Annotated in this window: 15 protein-coding genes and 1 riboswitch; of the genes, 11 read left to right on the forward strand and 4 right to left on the reverse strand. The window is 67.7% G+C overall.

Annotated elements, in window-relative coordinates:
- Positions 1-49: 49 nt before the first annotated feature.
- From BLQ14_RS07090 to fabA, 3 genes are read right to left on the reverse strand one after another with little or no spacing between them, the layout of a single operon-like run.
- Positions 50-838, reverse strand: coding sequence for an enoyl-ACP reductase FabI (locus tag BLQ14_RS07090; RefSeq protein WP_092499629.1), 789 nt, complete (start codon positions 836-838; stop codon positions 50-52).
- Positions 839-844: 6 nt separating this feature from the next.
- Positions 845-2074: a beta-ketoacyl-ACP synthase I gene (fabB, locus tag BLQ14_RS07095; RefSeq protein ID WP_092499631.1), complete on the reverse strand. Its 1230-nt coding sequence runs from the start codon at positions 2072-2074 to the stop codon at positions 845-847.
- Positions 2075-2113: 39 nt separating this feature from the next.
- Positions 2114-2620 carry a bifunctional 3-hydroxydecanoyl-ACP dehydratase/trans-2-decenoyl-ACP isomerase gene (gene fabA / locus BLQ14_RS07100; RefSeq protein ID WP_092499633.1) on the reverse strand — a complete coding sequence of 169 codons (507 nt, stop codon included), beginning with the start codon at positions 2618-2620 and terminating at the stop codon, positions 2114-2116.
- Between the two features lie 169 nt (positions 2621-2789).
- Between fabA and irrA the strand changes: the two genes are divergently transcribed.
- Entirely contained in the window at positions 2790-3212 is a 423-nt protein-coding gene (irrA, locus tag BLQ14_RS07105; RefSeq protein WP_092499635.1) for an iron response transcriptional regulator IrrA, read from the forward strand.
- Between the two features lie 22 nt (positions 3213-3234).
- Here the strand turns inward: irrA and BLQ14_RS07110 are convergent, their stop codons facing one another.
- Positions 3235-4095: a hypothetical protein gene (locus BLQ14_RS07110; RefSeq protein ID WP_092499637.1), complete on the reverse strand. Its 861-nt coding sequence runs from the start codon at positions 4093-4095 to the stop codon at positions 3235-3237.
- A gap of 148 nt (positions 4096-4243) precedes the next feature.
- Here BLQ14_RS07110 and miaB point away from each other — a divergent pair, with 148 nt between their 5' ends.
- From miaB to aroA, 10 genes are all read left to right on the forward strand, one after another.
- Complete coding sequence (gene miaB / locus BLQ14_RS07115) at positions 4244-5566, forward strand: tRNA (N6-isopentenyl adenosine(37)-C2)-methylthiotransferase MiaB (protein ID WP_092499639.1); 1323 nt, start codon at positions 4244-4246, stop codon at positions 5564-5566.
- Between the two features lie 261 nt (positions 5567-5827).
- The gene (locus tag BLQ14_RS07120; RefSeq protein WP_092500207.1) at positions 5828-6400 is read left to right on the forward strand and encodes an OmpA family protein; all 573 of its coding nucleotides are present in this window, start codon (positions 5828-5830) and stop codon (positions 6398-6400) included.
- Between the two features lie 24 nt (positions 6401-6424).
- Positions 6425-6718 (forward strand): hypothetical protein, encoded by a 294-nt coding sequence (locus BLQ14_RS07125; RefSeq protein WP_425412094.1) that lies wholly within the window; start codon positions 6425-6427, stop codon positions 6716-6718.
- A 195-nt stretch (positions 6719-6913) separates the two neighbouring features.
- Positions 6914-7930: a PhoH family protein gene (locus BLQ14_RS07130; protein ID WP_092499643.1), complete on the forward strand. Its 1017-nt coding sequence runs from the start codon at positions 6914-6916 to the stop codon at positions 7928-7930.
- Positions 7914-8519: an rRNA maturation RNase YbeY gene (gene ybeY, locus BLQ14_RS07135; protein ID WP_092500208.1), complete on the forward strand. Its 606-nt coding sequence runs from the start codon at positions 7914-7916 to the stop codon at positions 8517-8519. Before BLQ14_RS07130 ends, ybeY begins: the two co-directional genes overlap by 17 nt.
- Entirely contained in the window at positions 8519-9490 is a 972-nt protein-coding gene (locus tag BLQ14_RS07140; RefSeq protein ID WP_092499645.1) for a hemolysin family protein, read from the forward strand. The genes ybeY and BLQ14_RS07140 overlap by 1 nt, the downstream gene beginning before the upstream one ends.
- Positions 9483-11057 carry an apolipoprotein N-acyltransferase gene (gene lnt / locus BLQ14_RS07145; RefSeq protein ID WP_092499647.1) on the forward strand — a complete coding sequence of 525 codons (1575 nt, stop codon included), beginning with the start codon at positions 9483-9485 and terminating at the stop codon, positions 11055-11057. The genes BLQ14_RS07140 and lnt overlap by 8 nt, the downstream gene beginning before the upstream one ends.
- A gap of 34 nt (positions 11058-11091) precedes the next feature.
- Positions 11092-11142, forward strand: a riboswitch (SAM-SAH riboswitch).
- 8 nt (positions 11143-11150) lie between these two features.
- A complete protein-coding gene (gene metK / locus BLQ14_RS07150; protein ID WP_092499649.1) occupies positions 11151-12302 on the forward strand; it encodes a methionine adenosyltransferase in 1152 nt (383 codons plus the stop codon).
- 120 nt (positions 12303-12422) lie between these two features.
- Positions 12423-13142: a tRNA (guanosine(46)-N7)-methyltransferase TrmB gene (gene trmB / locus BLQ14_RS07155; protein ID WP_092499651.1), complete on the forward strand. Its 720-nt coding sequence runs from the start codon at positions 12423-12425 to the stop codon at positions 13140-13142.
- Positions 13143-13218: 76 nt separating this feature from the next.
- Entirely contained in the window at positions 13219-14568 is a 1350-nt protein-coding gene (gene aroA, locus BLQ14_RS07160; protein ID WP_092499653.1) for a 3-phosphoshikimate 1-carboxyvinyltransferase, read from the forward strand.
- Positions 14569-14614 lie beyond the last annotated feature (46 nt).

A 14614-nucleotide genomic window follows, 5' to 3' on the forward strand; every position in this document is an offset into this window, starting at 1 on the left:
CGGGCGCGGGCCGTGGAACGGGCCTTTTTCAGGCCCGTTCGCGGGGCGGTCAGAGGTTCTGCGCCTGAGGCATGCCGAGGACGTGATAGCCGCCGTCCACGTGGATGATCTCGCCGGTGGTGCAGGCGCCATAGTCCGACGCGAGATAGACCGCCGTGCCACCAACCGCCTCGAGCGTGGCGTTGCTGCCGAGCGGCGCGTTCATCTCGGTGTGGCGGAAGGTCTTGCGCGCCCCGCCGATGGCCGCACCTGCCAGCGTCTTCATCGGCCCCGGCGAGATGGCGTTGACGCGGATCTTCTCCGGGCCGAGGTCATTGGCGAGGTAGCGCACGGCCGATTCCAGCGCCGCCTTGGCCACGCCCATGACGTTGTAATAGGGCGTCACCCGGTTTGATCCCTGATAGGTCAGCGTCAGGATGGTGCCGCCCTCGCTCATCAGCGGCCGGGCGCGGCGGGCCACGTCGATCAGGGAATAGCAGGAGATCGACAGCGAGTTGCGGAAGTTCTCGAGCGTGGTGTCGATGAACCGGCCGTGCAGCTCGGCCTTGTCGGAATAGGCGATGGCGTGGACGACGAAATCGAGCCTGCCCCACTCCTCGCGCAGCCGGGCGAAAGCGGCGTCCATTTCGCCGGGATCCATCACGTCGCATTCCATCAGGAATTCGGACCCGAGGCTTTCGGCCAAGGGCCTGACACGCTTGCCGAAGGCGTCGCCCTGATAGGTGAAGGCGAGCTCCGCCCCCTCCGCCGCCATCGCCTTGGCGATTCCCCACGCGATGGAGCGGTCGTTTGCGACGCCCATGATCAGCCCGCGCTTCCCCCGCATCAGCTCAGCCATGCTGCGTCATCCCTCGTATCTGGAAAGGAGCATCGAGCCGTTGGTGCCGCCGAAGCCGAAGCTGTTGGTCATCACCGTGTCGAGCCCTGCGTTTTCGATTGTTTCGGTGGCGATCTCTCCGGGGCGGATCGCTGGGTCGAGATGCTCGATGTTGATCGAGGGCGCAATGAAATCGTCGCGCAGCATCAGAAGGCAGTAGATCGCCTCCTGCGCGCCGGCCGCGCCCTGGCTGTGGCCGGTCATCGACTTCGTGGAGCTGATCGGCGGCGTCTGGCCCTCGCCGAAGACGCGGCGCACCGCCTCCACCTCGCCCACGTCGCCCACCGGCGTGGAGGTGCCGTGGGCGTTGATGTAGCTCACCCGCCGCCCCTCGGGCAGGGTCTTGAGCGCCAGCCGCATCGCCCGCTCGCCACCCTCGCCGGAGGGGGCGACCATGTCATGACCGTCCGAGGTGGCGCCGAAGCCCGTGACCTCGGCATAGATGCGCGCGCCGCGGGCACGGGCGCGCTCGAGATCCTCGAGCACCACGATGCCGCCGCCCCCGGAGATCACGAAGCCGTCGCGGTCGGCGTCGAAGGCGCGGGAGGCGCGCTCGGGCGTGTCGTTGTATTTCGAGCTCATCGCGCCCATCGCGTCGAAGAGGCAGGACAGCGTCCAGTCAAGCTCCTCGCCGCCGCCGGCGAACATGATGTCCTGCGCGCCAAGCGCGATCTGCTGGGCGGCCATGCCGATGCAGTGCAGCGAGGTCGAGCAGGCGGAGGTGATGGAGAAGTTGACGCCCTTGATCGCGAAGGCGGTCGCGAGGTTGGCGGAGACGGTGGACGACATGCACTTGGGCACGGCGAAAGGGCCGATGCGCTTGGGGCTGCCCTTCTCCACTACCGTCTGGTGGGCGGCGAACATCGCCGAGGTTGACGGCCCGCCCGAGCCTGCGATGAGGCCGGTCATCGGGTTCGACACCTCCGCCTCGGTGAGCCCGGAGTCCTCGATGGCCTGGCGCATGGCGATGTAGGCGTAGGCCGCGCCCGGGCCCATGAAGCGCAGCAGCCGCTTGTCGATGTGCTCGGCGGGGTCGATGTCGATCGCCCCCTTCACGCAGGAGCGGAAGCCGCGCTCGGCGTAATCGGGCGCGAATACGATTCCCGAGCGGCCGGCCTTGAGGCTGGCGGCGACCTCATCGGCATTGTTGCCGATCGAAGATACGATCCCAAGTCCGGTGACGGCGACGCGGCGCATGTGCAACTATCCCTTGCGGCCCGGCGAATGGTCGGGGTGTCAGTCGGTGAACAGGCCGACCTTCATGTTCTCGGCGGTGAACACCTCTTCACCGTCGGCCAGAATGCGGCCGTTGGCAATGCCGAGCTTGAGCTTCCGGTCGATGACCCGGGTGAACTCGATCTCGTAGCGCAGGAGCTTGTTGACGGGCGTGATCATGCCGGTGAACTTCACCTCGCCCACGCCGAGCGCGCGACCGCGCCCCGTCATGCCGCGCCAGCCGAGCGAGAAACCGGTAAGCTGCCAGAGCCCGTCAAGCCCAAGGCAGCCCGGCATCACCGGGTCGCCCACGAAATGGCATTCGAAGAACCACAGATCCGGGTGGATGTCGAATTCGCCCACGGCATGGCCGCGGCCATGTGCGCCGCCGTCATCCGAGATCTCGGTGATGCGGTCGAGCATGAGCATCGGCGGCATCGGCAGCTGCGGATTGCCCGGTCCGAAGAGCTCGCCGCGGGCGCAGGCCAAAAGGCCTTCCTTGTCGAAACTGCTCGGAAATGCAGACATGCCGTCCCCCTCCGGATCAACCTGCGGCTCAACCGGCCTCCGTCTATCACCGGCGGCGCGAACTCTGCAATAGCGGCCAGGCCCGGCGCCCCGTGGCATGGCAGCGCGGCTTTGCGATTGAAAATCATCTGCTGCGCCGCCTATATTCGCGTTTCAAGGAGGGGCCGGCATGGCGCTCGACGAGGCATGGCAGGAACGCGGCAGGAAATGGCTTGAGGCGGGTGGGCTCAGGCCCACGCGCCAGAGGCAGGTTCTGGCAGCACTTCTCATCGGCGACGGCCGTGACCGGCATGTCACGGCCGAAAGCCTGCATGCCGCCTGCGCCGAAACGGGTGACACGGTTTCGCTCGCCACCGTCTACAACACGCTGCGCGCCTTCTGCGAGGCGGGGCTGATCCGCGAGGTCACGGTTGACGGGCGCGGCAGCTACTTTGACACCCGCACCGATGATCATCCGCACTTCTACTGGGAAGATGACGGACAGCTGGTCGATGCGCCCGCCGACGAACTCGACATCGCCCGCCTGCCCCCGCCGCCGGAAGGTGCGGCGGTTGCGCGCGTCGATGTGGTGATCCGCCTGCGCCGGCGCTGATGGTGCTCGGGGCCAGGGGCGCTCAGAACCACTGGCCCGGTTCCATCAGCCCCAGATTCATCAGCTGCGTCGAGGACCACTCGAACGGCACCGAGTTGTGCCACCGGAAGGTGCGGATGTCGAAGCTCGAGCCGGCATTCGTCTTCAGCGCCTTGGCGGTGCGGAACGAGCAGATGGCGGCGGTGAGGTTGTTGTGCCACGGACAGGCGTAGGTGTTGTACTCTTCCTCGTCGAAGGTGTGGTCGGTGCGCAGATGCAGCCCCTTTTTCGCGCGAAAAAGGCTGATGCGGTCGATCTTGCGGCGGTCCTTCGGCACATGTTCCTCGAAGCGCCATCTGAGACCGCCATAGAAGTCGAGCTGGCGCTCCTTGGGGCCGTTTTCGCCGTGGCGGGATAGCGCGTAGTAGCCGGTGCGGTCGAGGCAAGCATCGGTGAGCGACACCGCGTTGGGGTGGCGCTCGAGGTCGCCGGCGTAAAGGTCGATGACGTAGGTCAACATGGCCTCGCGCCGCTCTTCGGCATGGAAGGCGAGCATCTCGGCCACGCTTCGCGTCTCGCAGAAGGGGAAGAAGAGATATTCGGCATTGTAGCAGTAATAGAGCCAGACGTTCGGGGCGGCCGCGATCACCCGGTTGACCGTATCGACAAGCAGCGCAGTCGTGGTCACGTGCAGATCGACCCGATGCACCTGCTCCTCCAGAAGCCGCGAGAGCCGCAGCTCGATCGGTGCAAAGAGCACAAGCTCGGCGAAACCCGTGTTGAGGTGGTGCCGAATCGTGGAATCGACCTCGACGAGGTCTTCGGCGAAGACGAGCGCCACCGGCCCCTTGGCCAGTGCCCTGCGACCGTCGGTGAGAAAGGCTTCCAGGCTCTGATAGCGCATGTTCTGGTTCTTGATACTGCCCGCATGTTGAATTTCCCACGAAACGCCCCAGCCTATCAACCGTTGCGGCGGGGCTGCGGGTGATGTAGGCCCCGCGCATTCCAAAGGCGCCCATCTGAAGGGCGTCCATCGGCAAGGCCCTGTGACGATGACCGGCGAACGCAAGCTCTACATCCGCACCTATGGCTGTCAGATGAACGTCTATGACAGCGAGCGCATGGCCGAGGCGCTGGCGCCGTCGGGCTACGCGCTGACCGATACGCCCGAAGAGGCGGATCTGATCCTGCTCAACACCTGTCACATCCGCGAGAAGGCGGCCGAAAAGGTCTATTCCGAGCTTGGCCGGCTCAAGCCGCTGAAGTCCGCCAACCCCGATCTGAAAATCGGCGTGGCGGGCTGCGTGGCGCAGGCCGAGGGCGAGGAGATCCTGCGCCGCCAACCGCTTGTCGATCTCGTCGTGGGGCCGCAAAGCTATCATCGCCTGCCCGAGCTCGAGGCGCGTGCGCGCGCCGGCGGCGCGGTGGTGGACACCGATTTTCCCGCCGAGGACAAGTTCGAGCACCTGGGCGCTCGGCCGAAGGCAAGCCGCGGCCCCACGGCCTTTCTGACCGTGCAGGAGGGCTGCGACAAGTTCTGCGCCTTCTGCGTGGTGCCCTACACGCGCGGTGCCGAGGTCAGCCGCCCGGTGGAGCGGGTTTTGGCCGAGGCGCGCGATCTGGTGGCGCGCGGGGTGCGCGAGATCACGCTTCTGGGCCAGAACGTGAACGCCTATCACGGGATCGGCCCCGACGGAGAAGACTGGAGCCTTGCGCGGCTCATTCGCGCGTTGGCCGAGATCGAGGGCCTTGCCCGCATCCGCTACACCACCTCCCACCCGAACGACATGACCGATGACCTGATCGCCGCGCATGGTGAGGTCGAGAAGCTCATGCCCTATCTGCATCTGCCGGTGCAGTCGGGGTCTGACCGCATCCTCAAGGCGATGAACCGCAAGCACACGGCCGAAAGCTACATTCGCCTCATCGAACGCATCCGCGCCGCGCGGCCCGACATCCTGATCTCGGGCGACTTCATCGTCGGCTTCCCCGGCGAGACGGAAGAGGATTTCGAGGCCACGCTCGCGCTCGTGCGCGAGGTGCGCTACGGGCAGTGCTACTCCTTCCGCTATTCGCCGCGGCCCGGCACGCCCGCGGCCGAGCGTGCACAGGTGGCGCCCGAGGTCGCCTCCGAGAGGCTCACGCGACTGCAGGCGCTGCTCGAGGCGCAACAGCGCGAGGTCCAGCAGGAGATGGTCGGCCGCACGCTCGAGGTGCTGTTCGAGAAGCCCGGCCGCATGGCGGGCCAGATGGTGGGCAAGTCGCCGCATCTCCATGCCGTCCATGTCAGCGGCGGCGACATTGCCGTCGGTGACATTCGGCCGGTGCGCATCACAGCGAGCGCATCGCATTCGCTTGCCGGCGAGCTCGCCTAGCCGGGACGTCGCGTCGCCGGCGGGGCAGCTCCCGAAACCCCTGTCTCTCATCGTCCACATCGGACAAGGCGCGGGGCATGGCCTTGACCCGAGCCTGGCCGGCGTGCCGCTGCGATGTGACGAGATGTTGTAAAACCTCTTCCCTTTGCACCAAGACTTGTTAAAGTCATCCATATCCTGTGGGCAGGTTTTCGGCACAGGCGACAAAATGCGGTAATGCCCGCGGCGCCTGAAAGGCAGCAGGGAGAGGGCGAAAAGGCGATGGGCAAGATCATTGCGATACGGAAAGGGGGGCTGGCGGCGGCGGTTGCGCTGGCCGGGTTCACGGCGGTGTCAGCCTGGGCTGACGAGACGGGCGGGCGGCGTGCCATTGTCGGCGAGTCATACATCCCGACCATCTGGATCGATCCCGACGGTTGTGAGCACTGGGTGATGGATGACGGCTGGGAGGGGTACATGACGCCCCATGTCACCCGCGAGGGAATCCCTGTATGCCGGCGCGTCAACACTTGCGCGGTCATGAACTCCGACACGCTCTTCGCGACCGACAGCTACAGGCTCAGCCGCGGCGCCAGGGCGCGCCTCGAGGATTTCTTCCGCACCGCAGGCGCGACCGCCTACATCATCGTCGGTCATACCGACAGCCGCGCGAGCGACGACTACAACCTGCGTCTTTCGCTGCGGCGCGCCAACGAGGTGGCGCGGGTGGCCAAATCGGTTGGCGCGCGGATTGCCGATGTGCGCGGTTATGGCGAGCGGATGCCCATTGCCTCGAACGCCACGGCCGAGGGCATGGCCCGCAACCGCCGCGTCGAGATCATCTGCATTCGCTGAGCTTCGGGGGGCATTGGAATGAGCATGTTCAGAGCAGCCGCACTGATCGCAGCAGCGGCGCTTCTCGCCGGGTGTGTCGACAACAAGACCGACAAGACCGTCGATCGCGGCATCGACTCGAAGCACCTCAGCCAGCTGCGTGCCGGCATCTGGGTGGACCCGAACGGATGTGATCACTGGATCATCGACGATGGTGCCGAAGGGTACCTCTCGCAGCGGCTCGACAAGTACGGCAAGCCGGTGTGCTCGGGCGTCGCGCCCCCGAACACTGCCATCGGCCCCTACAAGGCGGGTTCGGACGTGTCCGACCCGATCTGAGTTTTCGCGCCGCGGGCTTGCCGCGCATGTCGTGGAGATTACATCGCGCCGTGCCCCGGCAAGGGTGCGGCGCGCCTGCCTTTTCGAGGTGCGGGCCGTGCGCAATATTCCGGCCGGGGCGGCAAGCGGCCTTGCTCTTGCCGCAAGGCCTTGGCACCATGCGAATGAACCCGCCTGCTTGAGAGGGAACCACGCTTGAGCGTCAGCGCACTGACCCCGTCACCCATTGCCGAGGACAATGGCGACACTCTGATCGAATTCTCCGACAACCGCCTCCTGATCGATCTTTGCGGCGAATTTGACCGCAACCTTGCCCAGATCGAGCACGCCCTCGATGTCCATATCCAGCGCCGTGGCAATCTTCTGACCCTGCACGGGGAGGCGCCGGCCCGCGCCCGCGCGGCGGAGGTCCTGACGGCCCTCTACGCGCGGCTCGAGGCGGGGCGCGGCATCGACTCCGGCGCCATAGACGGCGCCATCCGCATCGGCGCGGGCGAGGAAGGGGCGGCGCGCTTCCCTGGCGAGCAGATGGAGCTCTTCAGCGGCGGCCGTGTCGAGCTGCGCACACGCCGCAAGATCGTGGAGCCGCGCACCCAGGCGCAGCGCGCCTATGTCGCCAATCTCTTCAAGCACGAGCTCAACTTCGGCATCGGCCCCGCAGGCACCGGAAAGACCTATCTCGCCGTCGCCGTCGGCGTGACCATGTTCATCGCCGGGCAGGTGGACAAGATCATTCTCTCCCGGCCGGCGGTCGAGGCGGGCGAGCGCCTTGGCTTCCTGCCGGGGGACATGAAGGAGAAGGTCGACCCCTACATGCAGCCGCTTTATGACGCGCTGGGCGATTTTCTGCCCGGCAAGCAGCTTGCGCGGCTGATGGAAGAGAAGCGCATCGAGATCGCGCCGCTTGCCTTCATGCGGGGGCGGACGCTTTCCAACGCCTTCATCGTTCTCGACGAGGCCCAGAACGCCACCGCCATGCAGATGAAGATGTTTCTCACCCGCCTCGGCGAGGGGAGCCGGATGGTCGTCACGGGTGACCGCAGCCAGGTTGACCTGCCGCGCGGCGTTGCAAGCGGCCTCGGCGACGCCGAGCGGCTGCTGAAATCGGTGGAGGGGGTGGGATTTTCCTATTTCACCGCGCGGGATGTGGTGCGCCACCCCCTGGTTGCGCGGATCATCGAGGCCTATGACGCCGATGACCGAGGCGAATGACGCCCCCCGCGCCGCCGGGCAGGAAGGCGGCCCCGCCGAGGTCATCATCGAGGACGGGCGATGGCAAGCGGTCGAGATCGAAAGGTTGGCCGAGCGCGCGATCTCGGCCGGACTTGCGCAGCTCGGTCTCGCGCCGGAGCGCTTTCTGGTCAGCATCCTGGCCGCGGACGATGCCGCCATCGCCCGGCTCAATCGCGATTTCCGGGGCAAGGACCGCCCCACAAACGTCTTGAGCTGGCCCTCGGTCGAGCGGCGCCCCGCCGTGCCGGGGCAGGCGCCACCGCTGCCCGGTGCGGGCGAGGAGGAGCTCGGCGACATCGCGCTCGCCTACGAGACCTGCACGAGGGAGGCGCGCGAGGCCGGGATTTCGTTGCAGGACCATGTGACGCACCTGCTGGTGCATGGGCTGCTGCACCTATTGGGTTATGACCATGAGCGCGACGCCGATGCAACGCTCATGGAGATGCAGGAGGTGGCGATACTTGCAGGCCTTGGCATCGCGAACCCATATAGGTGGCAGGAAGAAGCGGATCGGCCCGCCGAACAGGGTGGGAACGGACAGCGATCCGCGCAGGATGGAAAGGATTGATGGCCAACGCAGAAGCGGGTCAGTCTAGCGCGGCGCAGGGCGCGCGCATCACCCGCGATCAAGGAAAGTCGGGGCTCCCCCTGCAGACTGACGAGGAGCCTCAGTCGTCCGGCGGCATTATTGCCCGACTGTTCAGGAAGCTTGGGGGCGGTTCGGCGCCCGCGGCGGCGCGCGATGCCGGCCGCGCGTCACGGGCCAATGGTGCCTCCGCCCACGGCCTTGCGAACCTCGGCAGGTTGCGCGTGGCGGATGTGGCCGTGCCCAAGGCCGAGATTGTCGCCGTGCCCATCGACATCAGCCGGGACCAGCTGCTCGAGGTCTTCCGCAAGAGCGGCTACTCGCGCCTGCCGGTCTACCGCGGAACGCTCGACCACCCCGTGGGCCTCGTGCACCTCAAGGATGTCGCCCTCGAACATGGCTTCGGCAAGGAAGGCAAGCGCTTTTCCCTGCGCAAGCTCCTCAGGCCGCTGATCTTCGTGCCGCCGTCGATGCCGATCGGCGTCCTGTTGCAGAAGATGCAGAACGACCGCATCCACATGGCACTCGTCATCGACGAATATGGCGGGGTGGACGGGCTTGTGACCATCGAGGATCTCATCGAACAGGTGATCGGCGAGATCGAGGACGAGCACGATGTGAACGGCGACAGCTACTGGGTTCAGGAAAAGCCTGGCTGCTACCTTGTTCAGGCCCGTGCGCCGCTCGACGAATTCGAGGAGGAAATCGGAATTCCACTCCGCGTGAGCGAGGAAGAGGAAGACGTGGACACCGTCGGCGGGTTGGTCTTCCTGCTTGTCGGGCGGGTGCCCGCGCGCGGCGAGGTGATCCGCCATCCGGCCGGCCCGGAATTCGAGGTCGTCGATGCCGACCCCCGACGCGTCAAGCGGCTGCGGGTGCGGCTGCCGCAGGCGCTGGCGAAAGCGGGCGAGGCGAGCGCCGTTTCGGCGCGGCAAGCGCGGAGCGATGGCTGACATCCGTGCTGGCGCCACATGGCGGTTGCTGCCGGCCCGGCCGCGCGGGCGGATGGCGCTTGCCGCGCTGGCAGGCGCGCTCGCCGCCGCGGGACAGGCGCCGCTGGGTCTTGCCTGGGCGACCCTGGTGGCGCTTGCCGCGCTGTGCGCGCTGCAGCTTGGTGCCCGGGGCCCGCGCGAGGCAGCGTGGCTCGGCTGGGCGGGTGGAACCGGCCATTTCGCGGCCGCGCTGTTCTGGATCGTCGAGCCGTTTCTTGTGGACGCCGCACGCCACGGCTGGATGGCCCCGTTCGCCCTCGTGGGCCTTGCCGGGGGGCTTGCGTTGTTCTGGGCCGGGGCGTGCTGGCTGGCGGCCTGGCTCAGGCCCGGCTCCGGCGCCGCTCCGGCACTTGCCTGGGCAGCGGCCCTTGCGGGCGCGGAGGCCGTTCGAAGCTATGTTCTCACCGGTTTTCCCTGGGCGCTCATCGGCCATGTCTGGGTGGGCTGGCCGGCGATGCAGCTTTCCGCATGGGTCGGGCCGCTCGGCCTGACGGCGCTGACCGTTGTCACCGCGGCCCTCGCCGCGGCGCTCGCATTCTCGCGTCGCTGGAGTCTGCTGCCGGGCCTGGGCGCATGCGCGGCCTTGCTCTTCGTGCCCGGCCTCGCCGCTGAGCGCAGCGCCGAAGGTGCCGGAGCGCAGGCCGTCTTGCCGGCGGCGAGCGCGCAGGCGCGGCCGCTTGTGCGCCTCGTCCAGCCCAACGCCGCGCAGCATCTGAAGTGGGATCCCGAACACGCGCTGCGTTTCTGGCAGCGTCAGATCGACTTCACCGCGGCGCCGGCGGAAGGCGGGCGGCGACCCGATCTCGTCGTCTGGCCCGAGACGGCCGTGCCCTGGCTCCTCGAACGTGCGGGCGCCGCGCTCGAGCGGATTGCAGAGGCCGCCGATGGGGTGCCGGTTGTCTTCGGCATCCAGCGCACCGAAGGCGGGCGGGCTTACAACTCGCTGGCGCTGCTTGATGCGGACGGCTCTCTCGCTGCGGTCTATGACAAGCATCATCTCGTGCCATTCGGGGAGTATCTGCCCTTTCCCGGGCTCATGGCGCGTCTCGGCCTTTCCGCCTTCACCGCACAGGCCGGCTATGGTTACACGCCCGGGCCGGGGCCCGTATTGCTCGCGATTGGTGGCGATCTGGGGCAGGCGCTGCCGCTCATCTGCTACGAGGCAATCTTTCCGCACGAAGTTCTCGCCGCACCCGGTCGGGCGGACTTCATCCTGCAGATCACCAATGACGCGTGGTTCGGCACCCTGGCGGGGCCTCAGCAGCATCTGGCCCAGGCGCGGCTGAGGGCGGTCGAGACCGGGCTGCCGGTGGTGCGCGTGGCCAACACCGGCATCTCGGCGGTGATCGACACGCGGGGACAGGTGATCGGCTCGCTGCCCCTGGGCGAGGCCGGATATCTCGACCTCGCCTTGCCGCCGCCGGAAAGACCTACCATCTATGCGCGAGCGGGTGATGCGCCGGTCATCCTTCTGCTGACCGTCGGGCTTGCGGCGCTTGCCGCGACGGGCCGGCGAAAACCCGGTTGAACTCGGACCGATCCGCGGGTAACGCAAATCGGTCAGCGCGTCACAACGGCTTCCTGGCGTGGCGTGGCTTAAACCCAATGGAGCACTCCCCCGATGTCGCGAAAGAACTACCTCTTCACCTCGGAGTCGGTTTCCGAAGGCCATCCCGACAAGGTCTGCGACCGAATTTCCGACGCGGTGCTTGATGCCTTCCTTGCCGCCGATCCCAATGCGCGGGTTGCCTGCGAGACCTTCGCCACCACCGACCGCGTGGTCATCGGCGGCGAGGTGCGCGGGCCGGGCGAGGTGATCGAGCGTGTCGAGCAGATCGCGCGGGACTGCGTGCGCGACATCGGCTACGAGCAGGACGGCTTTCACTGGGCGAACATGAAGGTGGAAAGCTACCTGCACGCCCAGTCCGCCGACATCGCCCAGGGCGTGGACCGCGAGGGCGCGGGCGATCAGGGCATCATGTTCGGCTATGCGGTCAACGAGACGCCGGAGCTGATGCCGGCGCCGATCCAGTACGCCCATGCGATCCTGCGGCGCCTGGCCGAGGCGCGGAAGTCGGGAAGGGAGCCCAAGCTCGGGCCGGACGCCAAGTCGCAGCTGACCCTGCGCTACGAGGACGGCAGGCCGGTCGAGGTGACCTCGCTGGTGCTTTCCACGCAGCATCTCGACGAGACGCTGACCTCCGATGACGTGCGCGCCATCGTCGAGCCCTACATCCGCGAAGTGCTGCCCGAGGGCTGGCTCACCGAGGCCACCGAGTGGCACGTCAACCCCACCGGCAAGTTCGTCATCGGCGGGCCGGACGGGGATGCGGGGCTCACGGGACGCAAGATCATCGTCGACACCTATGGCGGCGCGGCGCCGCATGGGGGCGGGGCCTTCTCCGGCAAGGATCCCACCAAGGTGGACCGTTCGGCGGCCTATGCTGCCCGCTATCTGGCCAAGAACGTGGTGGCCGCGGGGCTTGCGGAGCGCTGCACCATCCAGCTTTCCTACGCCATCGGCGTGGCCAGGCCGCTTTCGGTCTATGTCGACACGGCGGGAACGGGCCATGTGCCCGACGAGGAGATCGAGAAGGTCGTCGCCGGGATCATGGATCTCACTCCGCGGGGGATCCGCGAACATCTGGGGCTGAACCGGCCGATCTATCAGCGCACCGCCGCCTACGGTCACTTCGGGCGCGCGCCCGAGCCCGATGGCGGGTTCTCGTGGGAACGCACCGATCTGGCCGAGGAGCTGAAGAGCCGCTTCTGAGCCATCCCGCGCCTGCGGCGCGAACGCCGCTCTGCGGCGTGCCTCCGGCGGGGGTATTTCGGCCAGGATGATGGAAACCGGGGCGTGACGGGCTGAAGGGCCCTTGCGAGCTGAGACGGCATGACTGACCAGCGAAAGGAAGCGGCTCCGGCCAAGCCGTGGCGCAACTTCTACGGCCGGCGCCACGGCAAGGCGTTGCGCGACAGCCAGAGGAGCTATCTTGCCGAGGATCTCGGGCGGCTCTCTCCGGGACCGGTGAATTGGGAGGAGAACCCCGAGCGCCGGCCGCTTGATCTTGACCGGCTCTTCGGCGGGCGCCCGGTGTGGCTCGAGATCGGCTTCGGGGGCGGGGAGCACATGGTGCATCAGGCGAGGCTCAACCCCGGCGTGGGGCTGATCGGCTGCGAGCCCTTCATCAACGGTGTGGCCATGCTTCTGGGCAAGATCCGCGAGGCGGGGGTGGAGAACATCCGCATCCACCCCGGTGATGTGCGCGATCTCTTCGACGTGTTGCCGGATGCTTCGATCGAGAAGGCCTTTCTGCTTTATCCCGACCCCTGGCCGAAGAAGAGGCACCATCGGCGGCGCTTCGTGACGCCCGAGCATCTTGAGCCGCTGGCGCGGGTGATGGCGCCGGGCGGCGAGTTTCGCGTGGCCACCGACATCCCCGATTACGTGCGCCAGACGCTCGAGGAGGTGCCGCGTCACGGCTTCGAATGGCTGGCGGAAGGGCCGGAGGACTGGCGGCGTCCCTGGGATGACTGGCTGTCGACCCGCTATGAGCAGAAGGCCCTGCGCGAGGGGCGGGTGCCGCATTACCTGACCTTCCGGCGGCTCTGAGCGCAGGCGATTGGCCATGGACCTTGACCGCGGCTCGCGCTAGCCAGCGGCGTGATCGAGCAAGGAGGGTGATGCGATGTCGAGCCACGGCGACCCCGTTCCCATGACCGCCCGGCCGTCGGGCCCGCTCTCCGGCGTGGCGGAGGTGCCGGGCGACAAGTCGGTCTCGCACCGTGCGCTGATCCTGGGCGCGCTGGCGGTGGGCGAGACGCGCATCACCGGGCTTCTGGAGGGGCAGGATGTGCTTGACACCGCCCGCGCCATGCGCGCCTTCGGCGCGCAGGTGGAGCGCGAGGGGGAAGGCCTTTGGTCCGTCCGGGGCGTGGGCGTGGGCGGATTCTCGGAGCCTTCGGACGTGATCGACTGCGGCAACTCCGGCACCGGCGTGCGGCTCATCATGGGGGCGATGGCCACGACGCCGATCACCGCCACTTTCACGGGCGATGCAAGCCTGCGGTCGCGCCCGATGGGGCGGGTGACCGAGCCCTTGGCGCTCTTCGGGGCGCGGGCGGTGGGGCGCGCGGGCGGGCGGTTGCCGATGACGGTGGTGGGCGCGCCCGCGCCGGTGCCGGTGCGCTACGCGGTGCCGGTGCCGTCTGCGCAGGTGAAGTCGGCGGTGCTGCTGGCCGGCCTCAACGCGCCGGGCCAGACGGTGGTGATCGAACGCGAGGCGACACGCGATCACACCGAGCGGATGCTTGCCGGTTTCGGAGCGGAGATCGTCACGGAGGACGGCCCGGAGGGCAGGGTGATCACCCTCACCGGTCAGCCCGAGCTGAAGCCACAGACCATCGCCGTGCCGCGCGATCCGTCCTCGGCGGCGTTCCCGGTGGCGGCGGCGCTCATCGTCGAGGACTCGGAGGTGCTGGTGCCGGGCATCGGGCTCAACCCCACGCGCGCGGGGTTTTTCACAACGCTGCAGGAGATGGGTGCTGACCTGTCCTTCGAGAATGCCCGCGACGAGGGCGGCGAGCCGGTGGCCGATCTGCGCGTGCGCTTCTCTACGCTCAGGGGCATCGAGGTGCCGCCTGAGCGCGCGCCGACGATGATCGACGAATACCCCATCCTTTCCGCCGTGGCGGCCTTTGCCGAGGGCACGACGGTGATGCGCGGGGTTGGCGAGCTGCGGGTGAAGGAGAGCGACCGGATCGATGCGATGGCGCGCGGGCTCGAGGCCTGTGGTGTACGCGTCGAAGAGGATGAGGAGACGCTCATCGTCCACGGTCTGGGGCCGGGGGGCGTGCCGGGCGGTGCCACGGTGGAAAGCCGCCTTGATCACCGCATTGCCATGTCCTTTCTCGTTCTCGGGCTGGCGGCGCGGGCGCCGGTCACGGTTGATGACGCGAGCCCCATCGCAACCTCCTTTCCGGTGTTCGAGGAGCTCATGCGCGGGCTTGGCGCGAGGCTCGAGCGGGGCGGCGCGTAGCCGGCCGCGTGCGCCGAGTGGCGAGGTCCGACGGGCCTTCCGCGAT

Source organism: Meinhardsimonia xiamenensis (genome assembly GCF_900102905.1).
In the GTDB taxonomy this organism is placed as follows: Bacteria; Pseudomonadota; Alphaproteobacteria; order Rhodobacterales; family Rhodobacteraceae; genus Meinhardsimonia; species Meinhardsimonia xiamenensis.

Excerpts from the sequence above, each read along its gene's own strand:
- BLQ14_RS07090 (WP_092499629.1), bottom strand. The coding sequence starts at position 838 with ATGGCTGAGCTGATGCGGGGGAAGCGCGGGCTGATCATGGGCGTCGCA.
- fabB (WP_092499631.1), bottom strand. The coding sequence starts at position 2,074 with ATGCGCCGCGTCGCCGTCACCGGACTTGGGATCGTATCTTCGATCGGC.
- fabA (WP_092499633.1), bottom strand. The coding sequence starts at position 2,620 with ATGTCTGCATTTCCGAGCAGTTTCGACAAGGAAGGCCTTTTGGCCTGC.
- irrA (WP_092499635.1), top strand. The coding sequence starts at position 2,790 with ATGGCGCTCGACGAGGCATGGCAGGAACGCGGCAGGAAATGGCTTGAG.
- BLQ14_RS07110 (WP_092499637.1), bottom strand. The coding sequence starts at position 4,095 with ATGCGCTATCAGAGCCTGGAAGCCTTTCTCACCGACGGTCGCAGGGCA.
- miaB (WP_092499639.1), top strand. The coding sequence starts at position 4,244 with ATGACCGGCGAACGCAAGCTCTACATCCGCACCTATGGCTGTCAGATG.
- BLQ14_RS07120 (WP_092500207.1), top strand. The coding sequence starts at position 5,828 with ATGGGCAAGATCATTGCGATACGGAAAGGGGGGCTGGCGGCGGCGGTT.
- BLQ14_RS07125 (WP_425412094.1), top strand. The coding sequence starts at position 6,425 with ATGTTCAGAGCAGCCGCACTGATCGCAGCAGCGGCGCTTCTCGCCGGG.
- ybeY (WP_092500208.1), top strand. The coding sequence starts at position 7,914 with ATGACCGAGGCGAATGACGCCCCCCGCGCCGCCGGGCAGGAAGGCGGC.
- BLQ14_RS07140 (WP_092499645.1), top strand. The coding sequence starts at position 8,519 with ATGGCCAACGCAGAAGCGGGTCAGTCTAGCGCGGCGCAGGGCGCGCGC.
- lnt (WP_092499647.1), top strand. The coding sequence starts at position 9,483 with ATGGCTGACATCCGTGCTGGCGCCACATGGCGGTTGCTGCCGGCCCGG.
- metK (WP_092499649.1), top strand. The coding sequence starts at position 11,151 with ATGTCGCGAAAGAACTACCTCTTCACCTCGGAGTCGGTTTCCGAAGGC.
- trmB (WP_092499651.1), top strand. The coding sequence starts at position 12,423 with ATGACTGACCAGCGAAAGGAAGCGGCTCCGGCCAAGCCGTGGCGCAAC.
- aroA (WP_092499653.1), top strand. The coding sequence starts at position 13,219 with ATGTCGAGCCACGGCGACCCCGTTCCCATGACCGCCCGGCCGTCGGGC.